This window comes from Neoroseomonas oryzicola, from assembly GCF_012163135.1.
GTDB classification, from domain to species: Bacteria; Pseudomonadota; Alphaproteobacteria; order Acetobacterales; family Acetobacteraceae; genus Neoroseomonas; species Neoroseomonas oryzicola.
Genome location: NZ_JAAVUP010000003.1, coordinates 379218 through 403854 on the forward strand (window position 1 = coordinate 379218; position 24637 = coordinate 403854).

At 72.0% G+C, this 24637-nt stretch carries 21 protein-coding genes and 2 pseudogenes; 8 read left to right on the plus strand and 15 right to left on the minus strand.

Translation table 11 applies throughout. The annotated features are described in order from the left end of the window. Positions 1–326 precede the first annotated feature (326 nt). A pseudogene (locus GWK15_RS26695) lies at positions 327–623 on the minus strand (AMP-binding enzyme); the annotation flags it as partial. A 204-nt stretch (positions 624–827) separates the two neighbouring features. Between GWK15_RS26695 and GWK15_RS13355 the strand changes: the two are divergent. Further along, positions 828–2450, plus strand: a complete 1623-nt coding sequence (locus GWK15_RS13355) for an ABC-F family ATP-binding cassette domain-containing protein (protein WP_168041824.1) — start codon at positions 828–830, stop codon at positions 2448–2450. 255 nt (positions 2451–2705) lie between these two features. On the opposite strand, the pseudogene GWK15_RS13360 reads toward GWK15_RS13355, so the two are convergent. The 4 genes and pseudogenes from GWK15_RS13360 to GWK15_RS13375 all read right to left on the minus strand — a co-directional run. Then, positions 2706–3017, minus strand: a pseudogene (locus tag GWK15_RS13360) (integrase core domain-containing protein); the annotation flags it as partial. A gap of 179 nt (positions 3018–3196) precedes the next feature. Further along, entirely contained in the window at positions 3197–3631 is a 435-nt protein-coding gene (locus GWK15_RS13365) for a DUF6525 family protein (RefSeq protein ID WP_168041825.1), read from the minus strand. A 599-nt stretch (positions 3632–4230) separates the two neighbouring features. Continuing rightward, entirely contained in the window at positions 4231–4674 is a 444-nt protein-coding gene (locus tag GWK15_RS13370; RefSeq protein WP_168041826.1) for a CBS domain-containing protein, read from the minus strand. 435 nt (positions 4675–5109) lie between these two features. Further along, positions 5110–5985: a LysR family transcriptional regulator gene (locus tag GWK15_RS13375; protein WP_168041827.1), complete on the minus strand. Its 876-nt coding sequence runs from the start codon at positions 5983–5985 to the stop codon at positions 5110–5112. Between the two features lie 106 nt (positions 5986–6091). Between GWK15_RS13375 and GWK15_RS13380 the strand changes: the two genes are divergently transcribed. Next, positions 6092–7630: a proton-conducting transporter transmembrane domain-containing protein gene (locus tag GWK15_RS13380; protein ID WP_168041828.1), complete on the plus strand. Its 1539-nt coding sequence runs from the start codon at positions 6092–6094 to the stop codon at positions 7628–7630. 13 nt (positions 7631–7643) lie between these two features. Beyond that, complete coding sequence (locus tag GWK15_RS13385; RefSeq protein WP_168042111.1) at positions 7644–10028, plus strand: YbcC family protein; 2385 nt, start codon at positions 7644–7646, stop codon at positions 10026–10028. 341 nt (positions 10029–10369) lie between these two features. Here the strand turns inward: GWK15_RS13385 and GWK15_RS13390 are convergent, their stop codons facing one another. Beyond that, entirely contained in the window at positions 10370–11776 is a 1407-nt protein-coding gene (locus tag GWK15_RS13390; protein WP_168041829.1) for a L,D-transpeptidase scaffold domain-containing protein, read from the minus strand. Between the two features lie 359 nt (positions 11777–12135). Next, positions 12136–12945, minus strand: a complete 810-nt coding sequence (locus GWK15_RS13395; RefSeq protein WP_168041830.1) for an SDR family NAD(P)-dependent oxidoreductase — start codon at positions 12943–12945, stop codon at positions 12136–12138. Positions 12946–13060: 115 nt separating this feature from the next. On the opposite strand from GWK15_RS13395, the gene GWK15_RS13400 reads away from it, so the two are divergent. Then, a complete protein-coding gene (locus GWK15_RS13400; RefSeq protein ID WP_168041831.1) occupies positions 13061–13618 on the plus strand; it encodes a TetR/AcrR family transcriptional regulator in 558 nt (185 codons plus the stop codon). A gap of 338 nt (positions 13619–13956) precedes the next feature. Continuing rightward, positions 13957–14511 (plus strand): hypothetical protein, encoded by a 555-nt coding sequence (locus GWK15_RS13405; RefSeq protein ID WP_168041832.1) that lies wholly within the window; start codon positions 13957–13959, stop codon positions 14509–14511. 39 nt (positions 14512–14550) lie between these two features. On the opposite strand, the gene GWK15_RS13410 is transcribed toward GWK15_RS13405, so the two are convergent. The 5 genes from GWK15_RS13410 to GWK15_RS13430 are packed head-to-tail and all read right to left on the minus strand — an operon-like array spanning position 14551 to position 19653. Further along, a complete protein-coding gene (locus GWK15_RS13410; protein ID WP_168041833.1) occupies positions 14551–15534 on the minus strand; it encodes a Bug family tripartite tricarboxylate transporter substrate binding protein in 984 nt (327 codons plus the stop codon). 51 nt (positions 15535–15585) lie between these two features. Then, positions 15586–16755, minus strand: a complete 1170-nt coding sequence (locus GWK15_RS13415; RefSeq protein WP_168041834.1) for a mandelate racemase/muconate lactonizing enzyme family protein — start codon at positions 16753–16755, stop codon at positions 15586–15588. Continuing rightward, positions 16752–17762 carry a hydroxyacid dehydrogenase gene (locus GWK15_RS13420; RefSeq protein WP_168041835.1) on the minus strand — a complete coding sequence of 337 codons (1011 nt, stop codon included), beginning with the start codon at positions 17760–17762 and terminating at the stop codon, positions 16752–16754. Before GWK15_RS13420 ends, GWK15_RS13415 begins: the two co-directional genes overlap by 4 nt. Continuing rightward, on the minus strand, positions 17762–18901 hold the full coding sequence (locus GWK15_RS13425) for a mandelate racemase/muconate lactonizing enzyme family protein (RefSeq protein WP_168041836.1): 1140 nt from the start codon (positions 18899–18901) through the stop codon (positions 17762–17764). The genes GWK15_RS13420 and GWK15_RS13425 overlap by 1 nt, the downstream gene beginning before the upstream one ends. Next, complete coding sequence (locus tag GWK15_RS13430; protein WP_168041837.1) at positions 18898–19653, minus strand: FadR/GntR family transcriptional regulator; 756 nt, start codon at positions 19651–19653, stop codon at positions 18898–18900. The genes GWK15_RS13425 and GWK15_RS13430 overlap by 4 nt, the downstream gene beginning before the upstream one ends. Positions 19654–19752: 99 nt before the next feature. Here GWK15_RS13430 and GWK15_RS13435 point away from each other — a divergent pair, with 99 nt between their 5' ends. From GWK15_RS13435 to GWK15_RS13445, 3 genes are all read left to right on the plus strand, one after another. Next, positions 19753–20859, plus strand: coding sequence for an enolase C-terminal domain-like protein (locus GWK15_RS13435; RefSeq protein WP_168041838.1), 1107 nt, complete (start codon positions 19753–19755; stop codon positions 20857–20859). 69 nt (positions 20860–20928) lie between these two features. Further along, the gene (cls, locus tag GWK15_RS13440) at positions 20929–22392 is read left to right on the plus strand and encodes a cardiolipin synthase (RefSeq protein WP_168041839.1); all 1464 of its coding nucleotides are present in this window, start codon (positions 20929–20931) and stop codon (positions 22390–22392) included. 186 nt (positions 22393–22578) lie between these two features. Beyond that, positions 22579–23103 (plus strand): hypothetical protein, encoded by a 525-nt coding sequence (locus GWK15_RS13445; protein ID WP_168041840.1) that lies wholly within the window; start codon positions 22579–22581, stop codon positions 23101–23103. A 65-nt stretch (positions 23104–23168) separates the two neighbouring features. Here the strand turns inward: GWK15_RS13445 and GWK15_RS13450 are convergent, their stop codons facing one another. Genes GWK15_RS13450 through GWK15_RS13460 form a run of 3 tightly spaced genes read right to left on the minus strand, consistent with a single transcriptional unit; the run spans position 23169 to position 24636 of the window. After that, positions 23169–23753: a hypothetical protein gene (locus tag GWK15_RS13450; protein ID WP_168041841.1), complete on the minus strand. Its 585-nt coding sequence runs from the start codon at positions 23751–23753 to the stop codon at positions 23169–23171. Continuing rightward, entirely contained in the window at positions 23750–24085 is a 336-nt protein-coding gene (locus GWK15_RS13455; RefSeq protein ID WP_168041842.1) for a hypothetical protein, read from the minus strand. The genes GWK15_RS13450 and GWK15_RS13455 overlap by 4 nt, the downstream gene beginning before the upstream one ends. Beyond that, entirely contained in the window at positions 24082–24636 is a 555-nt protein-coding gene (locus GWK15_RS13460; protein ID WP_168041843.1) for a hypothetical protein, read from the minus strand. The genes GWK15_RS13455 and GWK15_RS13460 overlap by 4 nt, the downstream gene beginning before the upstream one ends. Between the last annotated feature and the right edge of the window lies 1 nt (position 24637).

Consider the following 24637-nt stretch of genomic DNA (forward strand, 5'->3'; position numbering starts at 1 on the left):
CTGGGCGCAGGTGGCGGTTCACATTGTCGGCCCTCGCCTGATGGTCCAGTTGGCGGCAACTGGCTCGCGCATCCCCGCGGGACGCCATTTGAGCCGCGCGAAACCCGGCGCGGGCCGGTTGTAGCCAGCCGGGCATCCTCCGTTTTCTCGGGCCGCCGGCGCTGCATCAGGTAATTCGCGTCGATGAGTGGCAGCGCTGCCAGGAGCGCTGCTCGGCGGAGCCCCGCGGCGGCCATCCTGGTCGGATGACGGATCCCCTCGCAGAGCGGCAGCCCGCTGCCATCATCGATGGCCGCCAGCATGCGCCGCATAATCTTCACCGACGCCGCCATCGGGACGGCTTCCTCGAACTGCAACGCGCGGGGGACCTTGCAGGCCGCCAGGCACTCGCGGCAATGCGCAATCAGCTCGTTCGCGGTGACTGTCGCGCCGGCACGCCGGATGACATGGGCCGTGGCGAGCTCACCCTTGGCTGCGTCCGGGATGCCGCCCACCGCAGCGAGGGCGACGGCCGGATGCATGCGGAGCACGCGCTCCAGCTCCGCCGGACAGACGTTGAAGCCGGCGGTCCGGATCATGTGCTTCTTGCGATCGACGATGGTTGCGTAGCCATCCGCGTCCATGGTGGCGATGTCGCCGGTGTGCAGCCACCGGTCGTATGCCCGGCTGCGGGACCAGTGGGCGGCCGGCGCCTGGATCGGGGCCAGCTGCACGGGCACCTTCCTGCTGGCGCGGTCCGGGGCAGACTTCAGGCGCGGGTCGGACCTGCATTCGGCAGGTTCTCATGCCATAAGGCCGCCGCCACAGTTACGAGCCTTCCACGCCCCATGATCCGCCTCGACAACGTCAGCAAGCAGAACGGACGACAAATCCTCTTCGTGGAAGCCTCGGCGGCGCTGCAGAAGGGAGAGAAGATCGGTCTCGTCGGCCCCAATGGTGCGGGCAAGACGACCCTCTTTCGACTGATCACCGGGCAGGACGCCGCGGATGAGGGCCAGGTCCTCGTGGATCGGGGCGTCACCATCGGCTTCTTCAGCCAGGACGTCGGCGAAATGGCCGGGCGCCCGGTCGTGGCCGAGGTGTTGGACGGCGCCGGCCCGGTCAGTGCCGTGGCTGCGGAGCTTGCGGCGCTCGAGACCGCCCTGGCGGACCCGGAACGCGCCGACGACATGGACAGCCTCATCGAGCGCTTCGGCGAAGTGCAGTCCCGCTTCGAGGAACTCGGCGGCTACGCACTGGATGGACGTGCCCGGGAGGTTCTGGCCGGCCTGGGCTTCAGCCAGGAGATGATGGACGGCGACGTCGGCGCCCTGTCCGGTGGCTGGAAGATGCGCGTGGCGCTGGCCCGCATCCTTCTCATGCGGCCCGACGTCATGCTGCTCGACGAGCCGAGCAACCACCTGGACCTCGAGAGCCTCATCTGGCTCGAGCAGTTCCTGGCGGGCTACGAGGGCGCGCTGCTCATGACCTCGCACGACCGCGAATTCATGAATCGCGTGGTCCGGAAGATCATCGAGATCGATGGCGGTGCCCTGACCACCTACTCCGGTGACTATGCGTTCTACGAGCAGCAGCGGGCGCTGAACGAAAAGCAGCAGCAGGCGCAGTTCGAGCGGCAGCAGGCCATGCTGGCGAAGGAGATCAGCTTCATCGAGCGGTTCAAGGCGCGGGCCTCGCACGCGGCCCAGGTCCAGAGCCGCGTGAAGAAGCTCGACAAGATCGAGCGCGTCGAGCCCCCGAAGCGGCGACAGACCGTCTCCTTCGACTTCCCCCCGGCGCCGCGCTCCGGAGAGGACGTCGTGAACCTCCGCCAGGTCCACAAGCGCTATGGCACGCGCACGATCTATGCCGGGCTGGACTTCATGGTGCGTCGGCGCGAGCGCTGGTGCGTGCTCGGCGTCAACGGCGCCGGGAAGTCCACCTTGCTGAAACTGATTGCCGGCGTGGCGCAGCCGGACGAGGGAACGGTATCCGTGGGTGGTAGCGTCCAGATGGGCTACTTCGCGCAGCACGCGATGGAGTTGCTGGACGGAGACCTCACCGTGCTCCAGGCGCTGGAAAGCGACTTCCCGCTGGCCGGCCAGGGATCGCTGCGCACGCTGGCGGGCTGCTTCGGCTTCTCCGGCGATGACGTCGAGAAGCGCTGCCGGGTGCTGTCCGGTGGGGAGAAGGCACGCCTCGTGATGGCGAAGATGCTCTATGATCCGCCGAACTTCCTCGTGCTCGATGAGCCCACGAACCACCTGGACATGGCGACGAAGGAGATGCTGGTCGCGGCGCTGGCGCAGTACGAAGGCACGATGCTCTTCGTCTCGCACGACCGGCACTTCCTGGCGGCCCTGTCCAACCGCGTCCTGGAACTGACGCCGGACGGCGTGCACCGGTATGACGGCGGCTACACCGAATACGTCGCGCGCACGGGTCAGGAGGCACCAGGCCTTCACGCCTGACGGCACTGCGCGCGGCCCTGGTCCGGGCCGCGATCATGGTCTCGTCGACGGTGGTCGCGGCCCCGCCGTGGCGATGCGCAGGGCGATCCGGGCGCCGTCCTGGTCCCGAGCGCGATCGCCTCGCGCGGCGCCGGCATCTGCTCCAGCAGGCCCCTGGTGGCCCTGCCCCAGAATTGCGCTCGTTCATGGGCAGAGCCTTTTCTCAATCTGGCCTGCTACCCATCCTTGGACCGCCCTGGCGGGCTTCTTCCAGCGCTATTCGGTCGGCGTGGGCCGCATGGCGCTGACCGATTTCACCAGGCTGGCCGGCGGCATGTTGCCGATCCCGCTGTGCGGTCGAACCTCGTTGTAGTCTCTACGCCAAGCCTCGCACTTTGCCCGTGCGTCATCGAGGCTCATGAACCAGTGCGCATTCAGGCATTCCGCCCGGAACTTCCCGTTCAGGCTCTCGATGAACGCGTTGTCCGTCGGCTTGCCGGGCCACGATAAATCGAGCGTCACCCCGCGCTGGTAGGCCCACAAATCCAACTCGCGTGACACGAACTCGCTGCCCTGGTCGACGCGGATCGCCGTGGCGGATGACCCCTTCGACACCGCTGACGATGGCGCGAACCGCCTGCGCGGCGGCCATGCGACCGAGCCGGGGCGGGAGAAGCGCGGGCCTCTGGCCTGCCCGGCCTGCGCGTGGATCGGCTGGGTTGCGCTGCATCACGCCGGCATGTGGCCGCGTGGCAGCCGGCCCTGGATCAGCGCCGGGCGGAACGCCCTGCTTTCCGCTTGCCTGCCTTCCGCTTGCCCGCTGCCTTGGACCGCTTTTCCTTCGGGGCGACGTGAACCGGCTCGGCTGCCGGGATTCCGTCGGTCCCGACATTACGCTGGAGCGTCGCGCCGGCAGCGAGGTGCGGATAGGCCTTCGGGCCTCTCGGCCATGTCTTTGCGAAGGCAGAGACCTCGGCGTGATCGTGTCTGCGGATGGTCTGGACGAGCAAGGAGGTGATCTGCGCCGGCCGCAGCCGCCGCTCACGCAGCAGGTGAATGTGCCATTCGCGGGCGCGCAGGGGACACCAGTCCACCAAGGCTTCCTGCAAGGCGCGGCGAACCTCGAGCGGGAGCTCCTCATACGCCCGATAGGGGTCGCCCTTCAGCTTGCTGTAGGGCCTGGTCGCCATGCTGTTGTCCATGGCGACTTCTAGCGAAGCGAGGCGCTTCGGGAAACCGCGGCGCCGGCTGCCTGACGCTGGGCACCCATGCCGCCCTGTCGGACGAGGGCGCCGTACTGCATCGATCGGCGGGACAGGCGAAGGGTGCGATCATCCTGCTGCCTGACACGGTCTGCGCGCAGATCGGCATCATCGGCTTCGACGGCCAGGTCGAGCGCGGGGCGCTGCAGACGCGGTGGGACCTGCCGAGCCCTGACGCCGGCGCGACGGCCAAGTTCCATGTCACGGTGCGGAGTGCAGCGCGGCGACGTCGCCGGTCCCTCTCTCGAGGTCGCCGCGTCGCCTCCCTGCGCATGATGCCCACAGGAGCCTGCGGATCGGCGGGTCACGCGCCCGTTCGAGAGTCCCGTCAAGCTGGGGGCGTCGTGCGTCGCGAGCTGGTCCCGTCCGCGCGGCGCGCACGGTCGCAGCACCTGACCGGAGCGAGCCGCATCACCTTGCCAGCGGGACAGTCCGCGCCGGCGCCCACCAAGAGCCGGTCCTGAGCGGGACCCGGCCAGAATGACGCCAGGCTTGGCGGGGCACAGGATGGCGCCGGCGACGGCACCGCCCTTCGTCGTTCAGCCGCCGGGGCTGTCCGTCAGGATGTAGCCCATCAGGTCGCCCACGTTGCGCTCCAGATACCGGATGATCTCCTTGACGACATCTCCGATCGAGATCACGCCCACGACCTTGCCTGCGTCCACAACCGGCAGATGCCGAAAGCCGCGCGCAGCCATCATCGTCATGCAGCCTTCCAGCCGGTCGTCCGGCTGGACCGTCACCGGGTTGGCCGTCATCACCTGGCGCACCGGCGTCTGCTTCGCATCCAGGCCGGGCAGCAGCACTTTGATGGCGCAGTCGCCCTGGGTGATGATTCCGACCAGGACGCCCTCGTCGATGACCAGCACCGACCGGACACGGTTGTCGCGCATCTTGAGCAGGGCCTCGACGACCATCTCGTCCGAACGCACGTGAATCAGAGCGCCCCGCTTCTGGGCCAGGGCGTCCTTGACTGTGTTCATTGGTTTCCTCCCGTGGGCCCTGCCCGCCTTGGCAGTCTGCATTGAAGGCCGGGGCATCGGCAACGTCGACGTAACGATGCCGGGAGCGCGGCGTGGCCGGCGGTCGGGGGGACGACGATCGGCGCGAGATCCGGCGGCCGCCGATCAGCAGCGTGATGAAGTTCATGGCCAGGATCACCGGCCGGGGTTCCTGCAGCGTCGCTGGCATCCAATCGGCGAAGCGGTGCGGTGCTGCCCATGGTCGCCATCATCACCGGTCCCCACCTTGCGAAAGCGCGCCCAGGACATGCCGCGATGGAAGAAGAGACGGTCGGCCAGCGCATCGGGCACCGACATCTCGGTCCGGCCTGCCGAAGCCGAAGCGCAACGCCGCCAGGATCCGCACCGGGAGGATCAGCGCGAAGCGGTCGCGCGCGCCGCCACCGCCGCCCATCCTCACCGCACCATCACCTCGCCCCGCAGCAGTTCCCGCAACAGCGGGTTTGGGAATCGCCGCGCGACGGTCACGGCATGGAAGGGCTGGACCAGCCCGGGCAGGCGCTCGGCTTCCTGCAATTCGCCCGAGGCGAGCTCGTCGCGCACGACGATCGGCGGCAGCACCGCGAGGCCAACGCCTTCGCGCGCGAGCAGCCGCATCATCGCCATGTCGTCCACCTCCGCCGCGATCAGCAGCGTGACGCCGAGCCGCTCGCGCAGCGCCTCGAAGCCCGCGCGCAGGCCGCTGTCCGGCGTCGGCAGGATCAGCGGCGCGGCGGCGAGCCGTTCGGCGAGGCTCGCGCGCCCGGCCAGGAGCGCGGGGCGGCCGACCAGGCTGACGGGCTCCTCGGCCAGCCGGTGCGCGACGAAGCCGCCGGCCGCCGGCGCCTCGCTGGTCAGTACCGCGTCGAGCTCGAGGTCGGCGAGGGCGCGCAGCAGTTCCGCCATGCCGCCCGATCGCAGGATCACCTCGACATCCGGCCGGCCCAGCACGGGACGCAGGAAGGCCAGCTGGAAGTTGCGCGACAGTGTCGCGAGCGCGCCGACGCGCAGGATGCGCTGGGCGCGGCGCGTCTCCTGCAGGGTCGCGACCAGTTCCTCCCCCGCCGCGAAGATCGCATCCGCATGGGCGAGCGCGATGCGCCCGGCCTCCGTCAGCACCAACCGCCGGCCGCTGCGCTCGAACAGCGGCTGACCCAGGCGGTCCTCGAGCGTGCGGATCTGCGCCGACAGCGCCGAGGGCGCGAGGTTCAGCCGCGCCGCGGCGCGGGTGAGGTTCCCCTCATGCGCGACGGCGTGGAAGTAGCGCAGGTGGTGGTAGTTCAGCTCGGGCATATTGTTCGATCCATGTGAACGATATGATAGAAACAATGTCATTTCTTGCAATATCGGCGATTGCTATCCGGCGCCCGTCCCAAGCCCGACGGAGCGCCCGACGCCGATGCCGAGCCATCTCCTGCCCCTCCTCGCCCCGCTGGCGCTGGCCGCCGCGGCGCTGGTCGCCCTCCGCGGCCCCGGCCTGCGGCCGGCTGCGAGCCTGCGTGCCGCCGGCCTCGCCGCCCTCGCCGCGCTGGGCGTGGCGGTGGCGAGCCTCGGCGTCCTGCTTCTCGCCGGGCCGGGCAGCGCCCCGCTGGGGCTGGCGCGCATCGACGCGGTCTCGGCGGCGATGCTGCTGCTGGTCGCCTTCGTCGGCTGGGTGGTGGTGCGCTACGCGGCGACCTACCTCGACGGGGAGGCGCGGCAGGGCGTCTTCACCGGCTGGCTCTGCCTGACGCTCGCCGCCGCGTTGCTGCTGGTGCAGGCGGGCAACCTGGTGCTGCTCGTCCTGGCCTGGATCGGCGCGGGGCTCGGGCTGCAGCGGCTCCTGCTGTTCTATCCGGACCGGCCGGCGGCCCGGCGGGCGGCGCGCAAGAAGGCGATCTTCGCGCGGACCGGCGATGTCGCGCTCGCCGCGGCGGCGCTGCTGCTCGGCCTCGGCTTCGGCACCGCCGATATCGGCGCGATCCTCGAGGGCGCGCGGGCCGGCCAGGCGCCCGTCGCGGCGGCCGGCGCGGCGGCCCTGCTCGCCATCGCCGCGCTGCTGAAGTCGGCGCAGTTCCCCACCCATGGCTGGCTGACCGAGGTGATGGAGACGCCGACACCGGTCTCCGCCCTGCTCCATGCCGGGCTGATCAATGCCGGCGGCTTCCTGCTGATCCGCTTTGCCGACGTGATGCTGGCCGCACCCGGCGTGCTCGCCGCGCTCGCGATGATCGGCGGCTTCACCGCGCTGTTCGCGGGGCTGGTGATGCTGACGCAGCCGGCGGTCAAGACGGCGCTCGCCTGGTCCACCATCGCGCAGATGGGCTTCATGATCCTGCAATGCGGGCTCGCGCTGTTCCCGCTCGCGCTGCTGCACATCCTCGCCCACTCGCTCTACAAGGCGCATGCCTTCCTCGCGGCGGGCGGGGCGGTGGCGAAGGTCGCGGCGATCCCGCGCCCCGGGCCGGTCGCGGTGCCCGGCGGGCGCGCGGTCGGGCGGGCCTTCCTCGCGGCGCTCGCGCTCTATGCACTGATCGGCGCCGCCTTCGGCTTCGACGGCAAGTCGCCGCAGGCGATCGCGCTCGGCGCCATCCTCGTGCTCGGCGTCGCCTATCTGCTCGCCCAGGGCTTCGCGGATGCGGCGCCGGGGCCGCTCGCGCTGCGCACCTCGATCGCCGCGGCTGCGGCGGCGGTGGGCTACTTCGCCCTGCAGCGCGCGGCCGAGGCGCTGACCGCCGGCATCCTGCCGCCGGCGCCCACGCCCGGCGCGCTCGAATGGGTGCTGATCGTGCTCGCGGTGCTCGGCTTCGGGCTGACGGCCTTCGCGCAGGCGACCTTCCCGCTCTGGGCGCAGCACCCGGCCGCTGCCGGCCTGCGCGTGCACCTGGCCAATGGCCTCTACGTCAACGCCCTGACCGACCGGCTCCTGCGGGGCTGGTCGCTGCGCAACGCCGCCTGAGAGGAGGCCGATGATGCCCTTCGACACCCATCAGACCGCCTCCGCCCCGCCGGTGCTCGCCGCCGCGTTGATGCAGGCCGAGCGCGCCATTCCGCCGGCCTGGCCGCTGGCCGCCACGGTCGCGGTCAACCCCTTCCTCGGCCAGGCGGCCGAGGACCTCGCCACGACCGCGGCGCGGCTGCGGCGCGTCGGCGGGCTGCGCGCCACCATGCCGCGCGCCTGGTATGCGGGGCGCATCGCCTCCGGCGCGATCACCGAGGCGGACCTCGCCGCCGCACTCGCCGCCGCGCCCGAGGCGCATCGCCCGGCGGATGTCGCCGCGCTGCGCGAGGCGCTCGCCGCGCCCGTCGCCCCGCCCGTCGCGCTGCCCACTGTCGCCGACCTCGTCGCCGAGGCGACCGGCACCGACTGGCCCGGCATCATCGCCGAGCGGCTCGGTGCCTTCGCCGGGGGCTGGTTCGATGCGGGCCAGGCGCTGTGGCCGATGCAGGACCGCGGTTCGCTCTATGCCTCCTGGCGGGCGACGGCGCTGCGCGACCTGACGCCCGAGATCCTCGGCCTGTCCGGCTTCTGCGCCCATGTCGCCGCGGCCCCGCAGGCGGCCGAGGCCGCGACCGGCCGCGCGCTCGATGCGCTGGGCGTGCCGGAGGCGGCGCTGGGGACGCTGCTGCACCGGCTGCTGATGACGCTGGGCGGCTGGGCGCAGCTCGCCCGGCAGCGCGGCTTCGAGGCGGAACTCGCCGGCGGGACCGATGGCACGCTCGCCGGGCTGCTGGCCGTGCGGCTGGTCTGGGAGGAGGCGCTCTACGCCCGCCACGCGCCGGCGATCGAGGCGCGGTGGCGGGAGGTGCTCGCCGCCCATGCCGAGCCCGTGCTGCCGACCGCGGAGGACGCGATCGACGCCATTCTCCAGGCGGCGGCGGACCATGCGGCGCAGCGGGAGGTGCTCGCCGCCGTCGGGACGGCGCCCGTCGTGGCCGCGCCGGCGCGTCCCGCCCTGCAGGCGGCCTTCTGCATCGACGTGCGGTCCGAGGTGCTGCGCCGGGCGCTGGAATCCCTCGACCCCGGCATCCGCACCCAGGGCTTCGCGGGCTTCTTCGGCCTGCCGGTGGCGCACCGGCCCTTCGCCTCGGACGTGGTCGAGAACCGGCTGCCGGTGCTGCTGCGCCCGGGCCTGATGAGCTGCGACGCGGTGCCGGGCGACAAGGGGGCGGAGCGCGCGCGCATCACGGCGCGGGCGAAGCGCGCCTGGGGGCGGTTCAGCCAGGCGGCGGTGTCCTCCTTCGCCTTCGTCGAATCGGCGGGGCTACTGCATGGCTGGACGCTGCTGCGGGAGTCCTTCGGCCTTCGCCGCGCGGCGAAGGCCATGCCGGCGCCGCGCTTCGACGGCGCGCTGCCGGCGGCGACGCGGGTCGCGACTGCCGAGGCGGTGCTGCGCGCCATGTCGCTGACCGAGGGCTTCGCGCCGCTCGTCCTGTTGGCCGGCCACGGCGCGAGGGTGACGAACAATCCCCATGCGAGCGCGCTGCAATGCGGCGCCTGCGGCGGGCACCAGGGCGATGTCAGCGCAAGGCTGCTCGCCGCGCTGCTGAACGAGGCCGAGGTGCGGCAGGGGCTCGCGGCGAAGGGCATCGTCATTCCGGAGGACACGCTTTTCGTCGCCGGGCTGCACGACACGACGAGCGACGAGGTGACGGTCTTCGCCGGGGACCATGCCTCTGCCGCGCACGAGGCGCCGCTGCGGCAGGCGCGGGCGTGGCTCGCGCGCGCGGCGGCGCTGGCGCGGGCGGAACGGGCGCTGCGGCTGCCGCGGGCCGCGACCGGGAAGGCCGTTGCCCGGCGCGGGCGCGACTGGGCGGAGACGCGGCCCGAATGGGGCCTCGCCGGCTGCCGCGCCTTCATCGCCGCGCCGCGCGCCATGACCGTGGGGCGCGACCTCGGCGGGCGGGCCTTCCTGCACGACTACGACTGGCGGGCGGATGAGGGGTTCCGCGTGCTCGAGCTGATCCTGACCGCGCCGGTCGTCGTCGCGAGCTGGATCAGCCTGCAATACTACGGGTCGGTCGTCGCACCCGAGGCCTTCGGCGGCGGCAACAAGCTGCTGCACAACGTCACCGGCGGCATCGGTGTCCTGGAAGGCAATGGCGGCGCGCTGCGCACCGGCCTGCCCTGGCAGTCCGTGCATGACGGGGAAGGCTTCGCCCACGAACCGCTGCGCCTGACGGTGGTGGTCGCCGCCCCGCGCGAGGCGATCGACGCCATCCTCGGCCGCCACCCGCAGGTGCGGGCGCTGTTCGAGAATGGCTGGCTGCACCTGGTCGCGATCGGGGAGCCGGACGTCGTGGCGCGGTATGGCGGGAGTGGGACCTGGCGGGTCGACGTGGCGGCGATCGGATGAGACGACGGCGCCTCCGCACAGGCGAGGCGCCGCGAAGGAAGCGCGTGGTCCGCGGGCGGCGCATGCTTGGCGCAGCCCTTCGTCCAGGTCTCGTCGACCGGGCCTGATCCCGGGCGCGGCGCGGTTAGGCGCTCTGCGCCTCGCTTATCGGGAGACGGCGGCCTCGCTACCGGATCGGCCCGGTGTGCCCGCCGGATGAGAGCATGGAGCGCCTCCGGCGCATCCTCCACGGCCGATCCTGCCCGGTGGCGGACCGCCGACGCGGTTGCGCCGACGGCGCCGTGCGAACCCGCCGCCTCACCCGCCCGGATGCGGCCGGCGCGTGGCGAGGGCCTCGGACGCTACCCGTCCGCCCGTGCGGCGCCCTGGCGCTCCGCGCGCGCCTGCACGCTGCGCGGCTGCGGGCGCTTCTGCAGCTGCTGCCAGAGATCCGCATCGCGGTTGTAGAAATCCGGGCGGAACTCGACCGCCCCGCCGGCCCCGGCGGCGGCGGTCTGGTAGACCAGGAAGACCGGCATGGGCGCGGGCAGCTTCCGGCGCGTCGTGCGCCCGGTCGCGAGCACCGGCTCGAAGCTCTCGACCGGCTGGCGCATCAGCAGGGCGGCGAATTCCAGCGGGTTCTGCACGCGGATGCACCCGTTGCTGATGCGGCGGTTGTCGCGGCTGAACAGGTGCTTGTCCGGCGTGTCGTGCAGGTAGACGTCGAAGCGGTTCGGCATGTCGAACATCACCACCCCGAGACCCGCATCGGGCCCGGGGCGCTGCTCCACCTCGCCATTCGGCCGCAGCACCATGTTGTTGCGCTCGAGGTAGTCCGGCTCGCGGCCGATCCTGGGCAGGATGTCGGCCTCGACGATGTCCCTCGGGATGACCCAGGGCGGGTTGAAGAAGCTGGCTTCGATGAGGGCGCGGAGCTCGGGGCTCTGCTTGCGCTCGACCGGCTCGCCGACGATGACGCGTGTCGAGAAGACCGGCTGCTGGGCGCGATACAGCGTCAGGCGCTGGTCCGTGACGTCGACCCAGACGCGGTCGGGCGGCAGCGCGCGCGGCAGCCAGCGCTGGCGCTCGAGGTTCACCTCGACCTGCCGCAGGCGCGCGGCGGGGACACCGGGGCGGTTGCGCCGCAGGGCCTCGCGCAGCGACCGGTAGGTCGGCGTCGCGGGGGCCAGCGCCTCGATCGCCGCGACGGGATCGCGGCGGGCGATGCCTGCGTCGAGGACCTCCGTCACGTCGAGCGGGTCGGGCGTCAGCGCCTCGCTGGCTTTGCGGCGGTCGGGGGGAACGGCGCCGAAGGCCAGCGCCTTGGCATAGGTGAGGGCGGCGTGCGTCACCAGCAATTCGCGGCGGAGCGGCGGGAAGGTGTCCCGCCGCTGCAGCAGGCTGCCGTGGAAGAGCTCCGGATCGAGGCCATGGTCGCCGGCGCGCAGCACGGCATTCGCCAGAGCCTCGGCCTGGGCGGGCCGGTTCGCCCAGACGCGCGCGAAGTCGTGTCGTTCGTAGAAGCGCCACAGCAGCGCGGTGTCGAGCTTCTCGCCGGCGACGACGACCTGGGCCCCGCTGTCGCGAAGCGCGGCGAAGGGTGCGTCGCCCCCTGGTGCCCGCGCGGCGACGGGTTCCGGCCCGCGATCCGCGCTGCAGGCGCCGAGCGCGGTCGCCGCGGCCAGCACCATCGTTCCGCCCGCGAAGCCGCGCCGCGATACCTGGTGCCGGTCGGGTTCCAGTCCTGCCGGCGCACGTAGCCGTTCCACGCCTCGTCCTCTACTGGTCCATGCAACTGAACGTTTGACTCTTCGGCGAGATTTGCCCTTCGATGTCGCTTCTGTCCATGAGTGTTCTGGTTATGGAGAGTCCAATGCTCAGCGCCCCCAAGGTTGTCCGGAATGCGGCCATGCTGGCCGCGCTCGCGCTCGTCGCCGCCTGCGCGCAGCAGCAGCCCCCGCCGCCCGCCCCGGCCCCGGCCCCGCCGCCGCCCGCCGCGGTGCCGCCCGCCCGCGGCTGAGCCACCCTTCGCCGCAAGGCGTATCGGACCGCCGGGTCGGCTCGCGCCGATCCGGCGGTTCTGCTTTTGGCGCCTCGCCAGGAGCCAGACGGCCGACCGGGGGCGGCGTCAGGCCGCGACGTCCTGCGGGCGGTAGCGCGCCGCCGGGCGATCACGGGACAGGTTCGGCTGCAGCGCGAGGCGCGCAGCCTCGAATGCCGCCCAGTCCGCAGCTTCGGGCAGGGCCGGGAGGGTGACCTGCTCGCCCTGGTCGAGGCCCGCGAGGGCGGCATCGACCATCTCCTCCACGCCCATCACGAAGCTCTCGGGGAAGGTGGCTACGTCGACGCCGGCGCGGGACCAGATCTCGGTCCGCGTGGCGCCGGGCAGCACCGCCTGCACGCGCACGCCGCTGCCGGCGAGCTCGTGCTGCAGCGACTGGCTCAGCACCAGCATGAAGGCCTTGGTCGCGTTGTAGACGCCGTTGAAGAGCTCGGGCGCGAGGGCGAGCACCGAGGCGAGGTTGACGATGGTCCCGCTGCCGCGGGCGGCGAAGGCCTGCGCGGCGGCGACGGCGAGCTGCGAGGCGGCGGCGACGTTCAGCTGCACCATGGCCGCGAGCTTCGCCGGATCGGCGGCCGCGACCGGGCCGGAGACGGCCATGCCGGCATTGTTCACCAGCATCCCGATCGCGGGGTCGCCGCCGATCCGTCCGGCGACGCGCAGCACATCCTCCGGCCGCGCCAGATCCGCGGGGAACACTTCGACCCTGACGCCCGTCGAGGCGCGCAGCCGGTTCGCCAGCGCCTCGAGCCGCGTGACGTCGCGCGCCACCAGGACGAGGTCGTGGCCGCGCCTGGCCAGGCGGTCGGCATAGGTGGCGCCGATGCCGGAGGAGGCGCCGGTGATGAGGGCGGTGGCGGGAGCAGGGGAGGTCATGTCTATCTCGTGAGAGGAGCGACCGTTTGATTACGATCGCCATGATTGACATAAATTGCGCTCGTCATTAAAAGAGTCAAGCGGCAATGCGTCGCCATGCGCTGGATGGGCGGTGATGAGGGTCTCCAAGGAACAGGCGGCAGCGAACCGCGAGCGGATCCTGGACGCGGCGGCAAGCCTGTTCCGCGAACGCGGAATCGCAGGCACCGGCGTCGATGCGCTGGCCGAGGCCGCCGGCATGACGCATGGCAGCCTCTACAGTCATTTCGGGTCGAAGGAGCGTCTGGCGGCCGAGGCCGTCGCGCGGGCGGCGGCCGGCAATGACGCGGGGACCTCGCAGGCGGGCACCCTCGCGGAGTTCGTCGGCGGCTATCTCTCGCCCCGGCACCGCGACGCGGCGGGCGCGGGCTGCGTGCTCGCCGCCCTCGGCAGCGAGGTGCGGCGGCAGGACGCGCCGGTGCGCGACAGCTTCACGGCCGGCGTGCGGCGCATGGCGGCCCGGATCGGGAACCTCCTGCCCGGCCGCGCATCCCCGCAGCGCGAGGATGAGGCGTTGGCCGTGGTCGCGACGCTGGTCGGCGCCCTGATCCTGTCCCGGGCCGTCGATGATGCGGCGCTGTCCGACCGGATCCTCGCCGCTGCCCGTCATGCGACGGGCGCGCGCCCGGGCTGAGAGGCTCCCGCCAGCAACCCGCGGCCAGAGCGGGACGCACCGCGGCACCTGGCGTCACGCCATCCTGCGGCACCTCGACGTTGCCCGGGGGAGCTCACCGGACTGGCCGGGCGGGTGACCTTCCCGCCCAAGACCCGCGTCGGCGGCGCTGCGCCTGGCCCTCGCGCCCCGCGATCGGATTGCCGCATGCCGGTTGCGTTACCACGCCAAAGGGCGCGATCCTTGGCCTCCACCCGAAGACGTTGGCCAGGGCGGCGCTGCAGCGCCGCTTTCGGCATGCCGGCCTACAGCCTTGGGGAACGGATTTCGACGACACGCATCAGGGGAGATCGCGGGTAATGAGCGAGGGCGGCGCGGCGGGCCATGACAGGCTCGGCAAGGCGAAGGAGTTCGTGGTGGATGAATTCCGCCGCTTCATGATCTCCTTCCTCTACATCTGGGTGCTGCTCGGCATGTTCACCATGCATGAGGAGATTGCCCTGCGGACGCATGGCGACGTCGCGCTGTGGCCCCATGGCTTCGCGTTTGTGAACGCGCTGGTGCTGGGCAAGGTCGCGCTGGTGGTGGAGAGCCTGCGGCTTGGCCACCGCATCAAGCCGACACCGCTGATCTGGCCGATCGTGCTCGAATCCCTGATCCTCGCGATCCTGTTCATCGCCATGCACGTGCTGGAACATGTGATCGGCGGCTGGATCCACGGCGAAGCGCTGTCGGCGAGCGTGCCGGCGATCGGCGGCGGCGGCGCGCTGGGCCTGCTCTTCTCCGCGACCAGCTTCTTCGTCGCGATGCTGCCCTTCTGCGCCTTCCGCATCATCGCGAACGCGATCGGCATGGAACGGGTGTGGGGGCTGCTGTTCGGCACCTCCCCGGCCGGCGCCGGGGAGCGTCGCTGACGGGGTGGCGGGCGCTCCGCGAAGCGCCCGCCCCCACGCCTATTCCGGGCGGATGTCGTGCGCGCGGATCACCTCGCCCCAGGTCGCGCGGTCGGCCATGATCTGGCGCACGAAATCCTGCTGCGTGCCGCCCAGCCGTTGCAGCCCGTTCTCGACGAAGCGGCGCTGGACGTCCGGGGCCTGCATCGCCTTGTTGATCTCCTCGTTCCAGCGCGCGGTCAGTTCGGGGCTCATCCGCCCCGGTCCGACGATGCCGAACCAGTTGTGGATGACGAACTGGGGCAGGCCCTGGCGCGAGATCACCGGCAGGTCCGGCATCAGCGGCGAGGCCTCGGCCGCGCCATAGGCGACCGCGCGCAGACCACCGCCGCGGATCTGCGCCATGTATTCGGGCATGTTGCCGAACATCACGTCGACGCGCCCGGCGACGATGTCGAGGATCGCCGGCGCACCGCCGCGATAGGGCACCTGTTCCAGCTGCGCGCCGGTGAGCGACATGAACAGCACGCAGGAGAGCTGCTGGCTCGAGCCCGGGCCGACCGTCGCGCAGCGCAGGCTGCGCGGGCGTTCCTTGCCGATCCGCGCGAGGTCCTGCCAGGTGCGGATCTCGCCATTCGGATTGGCGACGAGGATGTTGTAGACCGAGGCGACGTTGACGATCGGCGTCAGGTCGGTGTCGACGTTGTAGGGCACCTGCTGCATCTGCGGCGTGATCGCCATGATGCCCATGGACGCCAGCAGGATCGTGTGGCCGTCGGGCGCGGCGCGCGCCGCCTCCTGCGTGGCGATCACGCCCGCGGCGCCGGTGCGGTTTTCCACCACCACGCGCTGGCCGATCTGCTGCGACAGCTGCTCGGCCAGGATGCGCCCGAGCAGGTCGGACGTTCCGCCTGGCGCGAAGGCGTTGAGGAAGCGGACATCCCGGTTCAGGAAGGCCTGCTGCGCCGAAGCCGGCACCGCGGCCCCGAGCCCCGCGATCGCCAGGGCCGCCAGGCCCAGGCGCCGTATCCGTGATGCTGTCATTCTTGTCCTCCCATTCCCGGTTGATGTGGCCCGCCGCGCTGCGGGCCTGGGTCAGGCCGTGCGGCCGTACTGTTCGAGGAACGCCTCCCGCACCGTGATGCCGAGGCCGGGGCGATCGGGGATCGCGACCATGCCATCCTCGACGGGGAAATCCTCCTCGATCAGGTCGTGCAGCATCGGGTTGTGGCCGAGCGAGTATTCCAGGATGAAGCCGGCCGATTGCGTCGCCGCGAGGTGCAGCCCGGCGGCGAAGGCCGGCGCGCCCGACCACAGATGCGGCGCGAGGCGCAGGTTGAAGGCACTCGCGATCGCGCCGATGCGCATGCCTTCCGTCAGGCCGCCGGCGATGGCGAGGTCGGGCTGCAGCACGTCCGCGCCGCGCAGCTCCGCGATCTCGCGGAAATCGTGGCGGGTGAACTCGCTCTCGCCGGTGCTGATCGGCACGGCGCTGCTGCGGCGGACTTCGGCCAGGCCCTGCTTGTCGTCGGCGCTGACCGGTTCCTCGAACCAGTACAGGTCCTGGTCCTCGACCATGCGGCAGAAGGCCTTGGCCTCGGCGACGGTCCAGGTGCCGTGGGCGTCGGCCATCAGCTTGATATCCGGCCCGAGTGCCTTGCGGGCGGCGCGCACGCGCGCGGCGGACCGCGCGGGCGATCCGTCCATCACGCCGATGCGCATCTTCACCGCGCGGAACCCGGCCTTGTCGCAATAGCCCTTGAGCTGCGCGCCGATATTGGCCTCGTCCGCCCAGCCGCCCGAGGCATAGGCCGGCATGCGTTCGGCGCGCCTGCCGCCGAGCAGCCGCCACACCGGCACGCCAAGCGACTTGCCGAGGATGTCCCACAGCGCGACGTCCACGCCCGCGATGGCCGAGATCGACAGCCCTCGCCGGCCGAGCTGCGGCAGCACATGGCCTTCGGCCACCGCGTAGCCCTCGCGCGGGGTGTTGTACATCACGTCCCACAGGCGGGAGATGTCGCGCGGATCCTGGCCGACCAGCAGCGGCGCGTAGTCGAGGTTCACAATGGCCGCGAGGCCCGCGCAGGCCGCCGCACTGCCGACGCCGGCCTTGCATTCGCCCCAGCCGGTGATGCCGGCATCGGTCTCGATGCGCACGATGACGGAATCGAAGGAGGTGACGCGGCCGAAATCGCTGGTGTGCTGCCGTTCATAGGGGATCGGCACATGGCACCAGGTGGCCTGGACGCGGGTGATCTTCATGCGGCGTTGCCTTCCTCGGGCATCGGCAGGCCGAGCGCGCGGCGACGGGCGCGCGACGCTTCCCAGGCCTCGGGGTTGAAGAAGTTGAGCGGGCGGAGGCCCGCGAGGATGCGCACGGTGTCGGTCGCCGAGACGCGGCTCATCGTCTCGACGCTTTCCATGGTCAGGCCGGCCGCGTGCGGCGTCAGGATGACATTGGGCAGGGCGCGCAGCGGATGGTCGGTCGCGAGCGGCTGCGCCCAGTAGACGTCGAGCGCCGCGCCGCCGATGCGCCCTTCGCGCAGCGCCGCGACGAGCGGGCCTTCCTGCACCACCGGGCCGCGCGAGACGTTCAGCAGCCAGGCGGTCGACTTCATGCGGGCGAGCATCGCGGCATCGACGATGCCCTGCGTTTCCGGCGTCAGCGGGCAGGCGAGGGCTATGTAGTCGCTCTCGGCGAACAGGTCCGGCAGGGCGGCATAGGCGATGTGCTCCGGCAGCCCCGCGGCGTGCCGCCGGTGGCCCAGCACGCGCATGCCGAAGCCGAGGGCGGCGATGCGCCCGAGCCGCGAGCCGATGTCGCCGACGCCGAGGATGCCGAGCGTCTTGCCGCGCAACTCGGTCGCGGTCGCGGAACGGCTGCGCGCCGGCCCCCAACCCTTGGCGAGGTGGTCGGCGTGCATCGCCTCGACATGCCGTGCGGCGGCGAGCATCTGCGCGACGAGGAATTCCGCCACGGCATCGGCGTTCGAACCGGGCACGTTGGCGACCAGCACGCCATGCGCCGTGCAGGAGTCCACCGGAATCATGTCCACGCCGACGCCGTGCCGCACCGCTGCCAGCAGACGGGGCGCGTGGTCCAGCAGGTCGTCGGGCAGCTTCTGGCGGACCATCACCGCATCGGCGTCGCGGCACAGGGCGCGCAAGGCATCGGGGCCTGAGCCCGACAGGCGGGTGATCTCGTGCCCGGCCTCGGTCAGGATGCGTTCGGCGATGGGCTCGACCGGATCGGTCAGGGCGACGCGCATCAGCCGACCTTCCAGCGCGCGAGCACCTCGCGATTCACCTCGATGCCGAGGCCGGGACCGTCGGGCACCTTCACGATGCCCTTCACCTGGCGGATCGGTTCCTGCGCCAGGTCGTCGCGCAGCGGGTTCGGCGTCTGCTCGAATTCCAGCATGGGCGGGATAGGCCGGAAGGCGGGCGGCGTGTCGGGCAGGGCGGCGAGGAACTGCACCGTCGCGGCGAGCCCGATCGCGCTGCCCCAGGCATGCGGGACGCATTCCACGCCATGCGCGGAGGCCAGCGTCGCGATCTTGCGGCATTCGCTGATGCCGCCCGCGGCGCAGACATCGGGCTGGACGATGTCCATCGCCTTCTTCGCGATGATGTCGCGGAAGCCCCAGCGGGTGAAGTCGTTCTCCCCGCCGGCCACCGCCATGTCGAGCGCGCGCGTGACCTCGACATAGCCGTCATGGTCCTCGGGGCTGATCGGTTCCTCGAACCACAGCAGGTCGAGCGGTTCCATCATGCGGCCGAGGCGGATCGCCTGGGGCACGGTGAAGCAGTGGTTCGCATCGACGGCGAGCTTGACGTCCGGCCCGATCGCGTCGCGCACCGCCTTCACGCGGCGATGGTCGAGCGCAGGGTCGCCCAGGCCGATCTTCATCTTGATGGCGCGGAAGCCCTGCTCGGCATAGCCGACGGCTTCCTCCACCGCTTCCTCGACCAGGCGGTTCATGTCGATGAAGTACAGGCCGGTGGCATAGGCCATGACCTCGGTGCGGTGCGCGCCGCCGATCAGCTTGTGGATCGGCTTGCCCACCGCGCGGCCCATGATGTCCCACAGCGCGATGTCGATGCCCGACAGCGCGGTGATGGCGAAGCCCTGCGCGCCATAGTCCTTGATGCGGTTGTACAGGTCCTCCCACACCACCTCCACGTCGAAGGGATCGCGGCCGATGATGCGCGGGGCGTATTGCGTCTCGATCAGCGCCTTGTTCACCGCCGCCGGGCCGTAGCATTCGCCCCAGCCGGTGATGCCTGCATCCGTCGCGATCTCGACGATGCAGGAGGAACGCGTGGAGTAGACCCAGCCGCGGGCCGAGACGAAGGGCTTCTCGACCTTCGATTGCAGCAGGTGGCAGGTGACGGACGTGACCTTCATGAAGCGGCTTTTCCCCCGGGAAGACGTTGCTGCAGCAATTCGTGCCAATAGGCTTCGGCCGATTGCAGATGGGCGCGCATCAGGCCGGCGGCGGCGGTGGCATTCCCGGCGTGGATCGCGGCGGCCATGGCCTCGTGCTGGCGCTGCGCCTCGGGCGCGCGGCGGCCATCGGCGAAGTAGTGCCAGCGCCGCGTGCGCGAGAGCAGGTAGAAGGAATTGACCACGCGCCGCAGCACGCTGTTGCGCGTGGCGGCCGCGACGGCCAGGTGGAATTCCGCATCGCAGGTGGCGAAGTTCTCGCCCGCCGCGACGGCCCGGCGCCCGACTTCGAGCGCGGCGTCGATCCGCGCGAGGTCTTCCTCCCGGCGGCGCAGGCCGGCGAGCTCGGTGCCCTGCACCTCGAGGATGCGGCGCAGCTCGATCAGTTCCGAGACCTCGGCCTCGTCCAGCGGCACGCCGAGATCGGCCCGCAGCACCAGCGCATCGAGGCTGCCGTCGCGGTCCATCGCGCGCAGGTAGATGCCGGAGTTCGGGCGCCGTTCGACCATCCGCACGGTCTCGAGCACGGCGATCGCCTCGCGGATCGCGTTGCGCCCGACCTCGAGGCGTTCGGCCAGTTCGCGCTCCGAGGGCAGGCGCTCGCCCGAGGTCAGGCGGCGTTCCGCGACGAAGGCGAGGATGCGCGCGACGAGGTCCGACCGCTCGTCCTCGCGGGCGGGCTGCACCGAGATCGCCGTGTGTGCTGGCGGCATGTCCTGGCCGTCCAAATTGGTCCCACCAGATTGGTAGGGCCAATTTGACAACCGCTCAAGGGGCTTGCAGCGTCATGGTGCCGCACGGGGACGAAACGCATGAAGATCACCGACATCACGCTGACGCTGTTTACCTGGAGCAACCTGCCGAAGATCAGCTACGGCGCGCATGCCGCCGGCGGCGGCGAGACCAAGATGGGGCTGCTCGCCATCGAGACGGATGAAGGCGTGACCGGCCACGCCTTCCTCGGCAGCGCGACCAACGGCGCGGACAGCGAGGCGGCGTCCCTGATCCGCACGCTGAAGCCGATGATGCTGGGCGAGGATCCCTTTGCGCGCGAAAGGCTCAACCAGAAACTCTGGAGCCGCATCCGCCAGACCACGACGCGCGCCGTCGGCGCCATCGACATCGCGCTGTGGGACATCGCCGGCAAGGCACTCGGCGTGCCGGTGTGGAAGCTGATCGGCAAGGTGCGCGACGCGATCCCGGCCTATGCGAGCTCGGCCGTGTTGCCCTCGGCGAGCGCCTATGCCGAGGAAGCGCAGCGCATCAAGCAGGCCGGCTGGGCGGCCTACAAGATCCATCCGCCGCAGCGCCTGCGCGACGACATCGCCGCCTGCGAGGCGGTGCGCCGCGCGGTCGGCGACGACTACCGCCTGATGCTCGATTCCACCTGGGGCTACGACTTCCCCACCGCATTGCGGGTGGGCCGCGCGATCGAGGAGATGGGCTTCTACTGGTACGAGGACCCGCTGCACGACCAGGACGTCTACAACTACGTCAAGCTGCGCCAGACGCTGCGCATCCCGATCATGGCGACCGAGTATCCGATGACCGGGCTCGAAAGCTATCCGGTCTGGCTGATGAACCACGCGACCGACTACCTGCGCGGCGACGTGACCGTGAAGGGCGGGCTGACCACCTGCCTGAAGACGGCGCACCTCGCCCAGGCCTTCCGCATGAACTACGAGATCCACCACGGCGGGAATTCGCTGAACAACCTGGCGAACCTCCACCTCGCCATGTGCATCCCGAATACCGAGTTCTTCGAGGTGCTGCTGCCAGAGGAGGCGCAGAAATACGGCATGCTCGAGGAGATCGAGATCGACGCGAACGGCCTGGTGCGCGCGCCGGACAAGCCAGGGCTCGGTGCCGCGATCGACTTCGACCTGATCCGCCACAACGCCATCGCGGTGCTGCGCTAGGCGCGGCGGGCGGCCCGACCGGTGCCCCCGCCACGCGACAGTGGACAAGGGGCCGGAAGCAGGGCAGCGATGGCGTCGATGCTGACCTCGACGCACCTGCTCCTCGCCGCCGGTTTCGCCCTGGTGCAACTGGTGGTCATCCTGCGCGCCCTGCTGGTGGACGGGCGGGACCCGATGTCGCGCGCCGCCTGGGTGCTGGCGCTGCTGCTGGTGCCGGTGCTCGGCGTCGTGGCCTACCTGCTGGTGGGCGAACCGCGGCTGACCCGGCGACTGCGGCACCGCGCGCTGGCCGCGGCCGACCGGCTGGTGGTGCCGGCGCGCGCCGCCTGCGCCCCGGCCGTGGCGCCGCGGGAGGCGATCCCGGACCGCTTCCGCGCGGCCTTCCGCCTGTGCGAGGCGCTTTCGGGCCTGCCGGCCGTGACGGGCAATGCGGCGACCCTCGCGCCGGATTCCAACGCCGCCATCGACGCCATGGTCGCGGCGATCGACGGGGCGGAACAGAGCGTCCACATCTCCTTCTACATCTGGCTCACCGACACCAACGGGCTGAAGGTGGTCGAGGCGCTGCGCCGCGCGGCGCGGCGCGGCGTGACGTGCCGCGTCATGGCCGACGGGCTCGGCTCCCGCGCGCTGGTGCGCTCGGAGCATTGGGCGGCGATGCACGCCGCCGGGGTGCGGCTGCAGAGCGCGCTGCCGATCGCCCGCGGGGCGATCGCCTTCCTCGGCAACCGGGTCGACCTGCGCAACCACCGCAAGATCGTCGTCGTCGACAACCGCCTGACCTTCTGCGGCAGCCAGAACTGCGCCGACCCCGAGTTCCGGGTGAAGCCGCGCTTCGCCCCCTGGGTCGACGTGATGCTGTCCTTCGAAGGGCCGGTGGTGCTGGAGAACCAGCTGCTGTTTGCCAGCGACTGGATGGCCGAGACGGGGGAGGACCTGACGGGGCTGTTCGCCACGCCGCTCCCCGCGCCGGCGTCCGGGCAGGGCTTCCCCGCCATCGCCTTCGGCACGGGACCGGATTCGCCGAAGGGGGCGATGTCGGACGTGTTCATCGCGCTGCTCGGCGCGGCGGAGCGCGAGGTGGTGATCTCGACCCCCTATTTCGTGCCGGACACCCCGCTGCTGGCGGCGGTGGTGGCCTGCGCGCGGCGTGGCGTGGACACCCGGCTGATCCTGCCGGCGCGCAACGATTCCTGGGCGGTGGGCGCGATCAGCCGCGCCTGCTACCCGCAGCTGCTCGAGGCCGGGGTGCGGATATTCGAGTTCCACGGCGGGCTGCTGCACGCCAAGACCCTGGTGCCCGACCGCACCGTGGCCCTGGTCGGGTCGGCCAACATGGACCGGCGCAGCATCGACCTGAACTTCGAGAACAACATCCTGCTGTGCTCCGAGGCGGTGGCGCGGCAGGTGCGCGACCGGCAGGACGACTACCTGCGCAACGCGACCGAGATCCTGCCCGAGAGCCTGGGGAAGCGGTCCATTCCCCGCCGGCTGTGGGAGAACACACTGACCATGTTCAGCCCCGTCCTGTGACGCCGTTCGCCCTCCCTGTGCCAAGGCATTGACGCCGCGCCCCTTTCCGCGACAACCATGTGGTGCTACCGGCCTTCCGAATCCGCTGGCTGTGGCCATATGGCCGATATCGCCCCGCGCAGACGGCCGGATCGACCCAGGCTGCGCCGTCATGTCCGGAAGCGCGCCTCGAAGCACGAAGAATGCATGACCGAAATTGATCGAGTCTTCGCCCGGTTCACCGACAACAAGCAGGCCGCGGAAGACCGCCGCGAGACGCTGAGCATCCCCCGCCGAGGCGGTGCGACCGGCAGCCGGGCGGTGGAAGTGGTGCACGTGCGCTCGGCCGGCGGCCAGGCCGGCCAGGACCGCGCGCCCCGCAAGGATTTCCGGGTCCGCGCCCTGACCTGGGAAGGCGGCTTCCCGGCCCGCGAGAAGGCGCCCGCCCGTGCGCCGGAGCCGCTGCCCGCCGCCGCGGCGCCGGAACCGACCGCCCATGTGATGCCGGCCTGGGAGCCGGCCGTGGCCGAGCCCGCCCCGCCCGCCGAAGCGCCGGAACCCCCTCTCAGGGCCGTCGCACCGCGGCGGGAGAAGGCGCCACGCGCGGCCGAACGGCGTGTCGCCGACCCCTTCGACGCCGCCGATGACGGCGCGAACTGCATGCGCTGCGGCTACGCCATCGACCCGCTGCGGGAACGGCGCGGGCTGTTCACCTGCGCGGCCTGCGGCTGACGCCTTTCCCGGCCTGACGGCGCCGGGCGACCATCCGGTCCCGCTCTCGACGCGTGCGGTCGCCCTTATTGCCGCCCGCGGCGCCGCTGGCCCTGGGCGCCGCCCCAGCCCGATCGCTGGACGCGCCGGCGCACCACCTCCACGCGCAGCCCCGCCGGATCGCCCAGCGCAGCGAGCAGCGCATCCAGCTGCGCCTGCTTGATGCCGAAGCCCGCGGCGCTGCCGCCTGCGTTGCGACCGGTGCCGTGCAGCAGCACCGGCCGGTCCCCGCCCTCGGGCGCGAGCAGCATGGCGGTGGTCCCGAGCGCGCCGCGCAGCGCCTGCGCGAGGCGCGGATCGCCGGTGCCGAAGGCGTCTTCCCCGGCCAGGTCCACCGCGCCCAGGACGCGGTAGGTGCCGCTGCCGGTCACCGGCGCGGGCAGGGCGGCCATGCCCTCGGGCGGATCCCAGGCGACCGGGACCGGGCCGAAGGCCAGGCGGTCGCCGCGCCACAGCGCCAGGCGCGGCTCGTCCTGGCCGGGCATCGGGCCGATGCGCAGGCGTGTGGCCTCCGCCCGCACCCAATCCGGGTCCCGCGCCGCGCGCAGCCGCCGATAGGCCAGGACCAGGAAGGTGCCGCCGCCGAGCAGCAGCAGGATGCCGAGGATCATCGCGGCGCCGCCTGCGGCTTCTCGGTGGGCAACGGCGCGCCGCGCGGCACCTGTGCCGGTCGGGTGGGCAGGGACGGGATCTGGCGCAGGCGCTCCGTTGCCTCGATGGCGGCGCGCGCGGCGGGGGCGGGCAGGCTGCCCTCCGCCGGGGCCCAGTAGCGCATGCCGCCGGGCGGCGGCGGGGAGCGCGCGGCGAGCGCGGACGCCTCGACGAAGGCGCGGTCGGTCTCGGCGCCGTTCCAGCGGCCGATCGCGACCAGCAGCCCGCCCAGGAAGATCATCGCGGCGCCGCCGACCAGGTAGAGCCGCACGCGGGGCAGGACGTCGTTCATCGTGCGCCCCCCGGCAGGGCGAGGCGGCGGGCGAGGTCCTCCGCCGCGCCGGCGGCCGTGGCGCCACCCGCGGCAAGGGCGGCGATCAGCCCCGGCAGGTCGCGCGCCAGGGCCTGGCGGGCCTCGCCCTCCGGCGCAGTGGCACCGGCCTCGACCAGGGCGAGGGCCGCGGCGCGTTCGCGCGGGGCCATGCGCGCGGCGGCGCCGGCGAGTTCCGCCAGCAGGACCGGCAGGATCGCGGTCTGCAGGGCGGCGCGCAGGGGCGGCGGCAGGGCGGCGGGCGTGGGTGGGCGCGGCGCCTCCTTCGGCGCGTCGCTGGCCATCAGCCGTGCTTCCAGCGCCCGGCCGGGACCGCCGGCGAGGACAAGGCCAAGCCCCCCGCCAAGCAGCGGCGCGACGATCACGGCGAGCCAGTAGAGGCCCCCCCGCGGCGGCACGAGCGCGCCGACCGCGGCGAGGGCGACACCCGCGAGCAGCAGCACCAGCACCACGCGCCGCTGCCAATCCCCCATCAGGGCCGGTGCCGTGGGCGCGCGGGTCTTCGCGGCCATC

Excerpts from the sequence above, each read along its gene's own strand:
- GWK15_RS13355 (WP_168041824.1), top strand. The coding sequence starts at position 828 with ATGATCCGCCTCGACAACGTCAGCAAGCAGAACGGACGACAAATCCTC.
- GWK15_RS13365 (WP_168041825.1), bottom strand. The coding sequence starts at position 3,631 with ATGGACAACAGCATGGCGACCAGGCCCTACAGCAAGCTGAAGGGCGAC.
- GWK15_RS13370 (WP_168041826.1), bottom strand. The coding sequence starts at position 4,674 with ATGAACACAGTCAAGGACGCCCTGGCCCAGAAGCGGGGCGCTCTGATT.
- GWK15_RS13375 (WP_168041827.1), bottom strand. The coding sequence starts at position 5,985 with ATGCCCGAGCTGAACTACCACCACCTGCGCTACTTCCACGCCGTCGCG.
- GWK15_RS13380 (WP_168041828.1), top strand. The coding sequence starts at position 6,092 with ATGCCGAGCCATCTCCTGCCCCTCCTCGCCCCGCTGGCGCTGGCCGCC.
- GWK15_RS13385 (WP_168042111.1), top strand. The coding sequence starts at position 7,644 with ATGCCCTTCGACACCCATCAGACCGCCTCCGCCCCGCCGGTGCTCGCC.
- GWK15_RS13395 (WP_168041830.1), bottom strand. The coding sequence starts at position 12,945 with ATGACCTCCCCTGCTCCCGCCACCGCCCTCATCACCGGCGCCTCCTCC.
- GWK15_RS13400 (WP_168041831.1), top strand. The coding sequence starts at position 13,061 with ATGAGGGTCTCCAAGGAACAGGCGGCAGCGAACCGCGAGCGGATCCTG.
- GWK15_RS13405 (WP_168041832.1), top strand. The coding sequence starts at position 13,957 with ATGAGCGAGGGCGGCGCGGCGGGCCATGACAGGCTCGGCAAGGCGAAG.
- GWK15_RS13410 (WP_168041833.1), bottom strand. The coding sequence starts at position 15,534 with ATGACAGCATCACGGATACGGCGCCTGGGCCTGGCGGCCCTGGCGATC.
- GWK15_RS13415 (WP_168041834.1), bottom strand. The coding sequence starts at position 16,755 with ATGAAGATCACCCGCGTCCAGGCCACCTGGTGCCATGTGCCGATCCCC.
- GWK15_RS13420 (WP_168041835.1), bottom strand. The coding sequence starts at position 17,762 with ATGCGCGTCGCCCTGACCGATCCGGTCGAGCCCATCGCCGAACGCATC.
- GWK15_RS13425 (WP_168041836.1), bottom strand. The coding sequence starts at position 18,901 with ATGAAGGTCACGTCCGTCACCTGCCACCTGCTGCAATCGAAGGTCGAG.
- GWK15_RS13430 (WP_168041837.1), bottom strand. The coding sequence starts at position 19,653 with ATGCCGCCAGCACACACGGCGATCTCGGTGCAGCCCGCCCGCGAGGAC.
- GWK15_RS13435 (WP_168041838.1), top strand. The coding sequence starts at position 19,753 with ATGAAGATCACCGACATCACGCTGACGCTGTTTACCTGGAGCAACCTG.
- cls (WP_168041839.1), top strand. The coding sequence starts at position 20,929 with ATGGCGTCGATGCTGACCTCGACGCACCTGCTCCTCGCCGCCGGTTTC.
- GWK15_RS13445 (WP_168041840.1), top strand. The coding sequence starts at position 22,579 with ATGACCGAAATTGATCGAGTCTTCGCCCGGTTCACCGACAACAAGCAG.
- GWK15_RS13450 (WP_168041841.1), bottom strand. The coding sequence starts at position 23,753 with ATGATCCTCGGCATCCTGCTGCTGCTCGGCGGCGGCACCTTCCTGGTC.
- GWK15_RS13455 (WP_168041842.1), bottom strand. The coding sequence starts at position 24,085 with ATGAACGACGTCCTGCCCCGCGTGCGGCTCTACCTGGTCGGCGGCGCC.
- GWK15_RS13460 (WP_168041843.1), bottom strand. The coding sequence starts at position 24,636 with ATGGCCGCGAAGACCCGCGCGCCCACGGCACCGGCCCTGATGGGGGAT.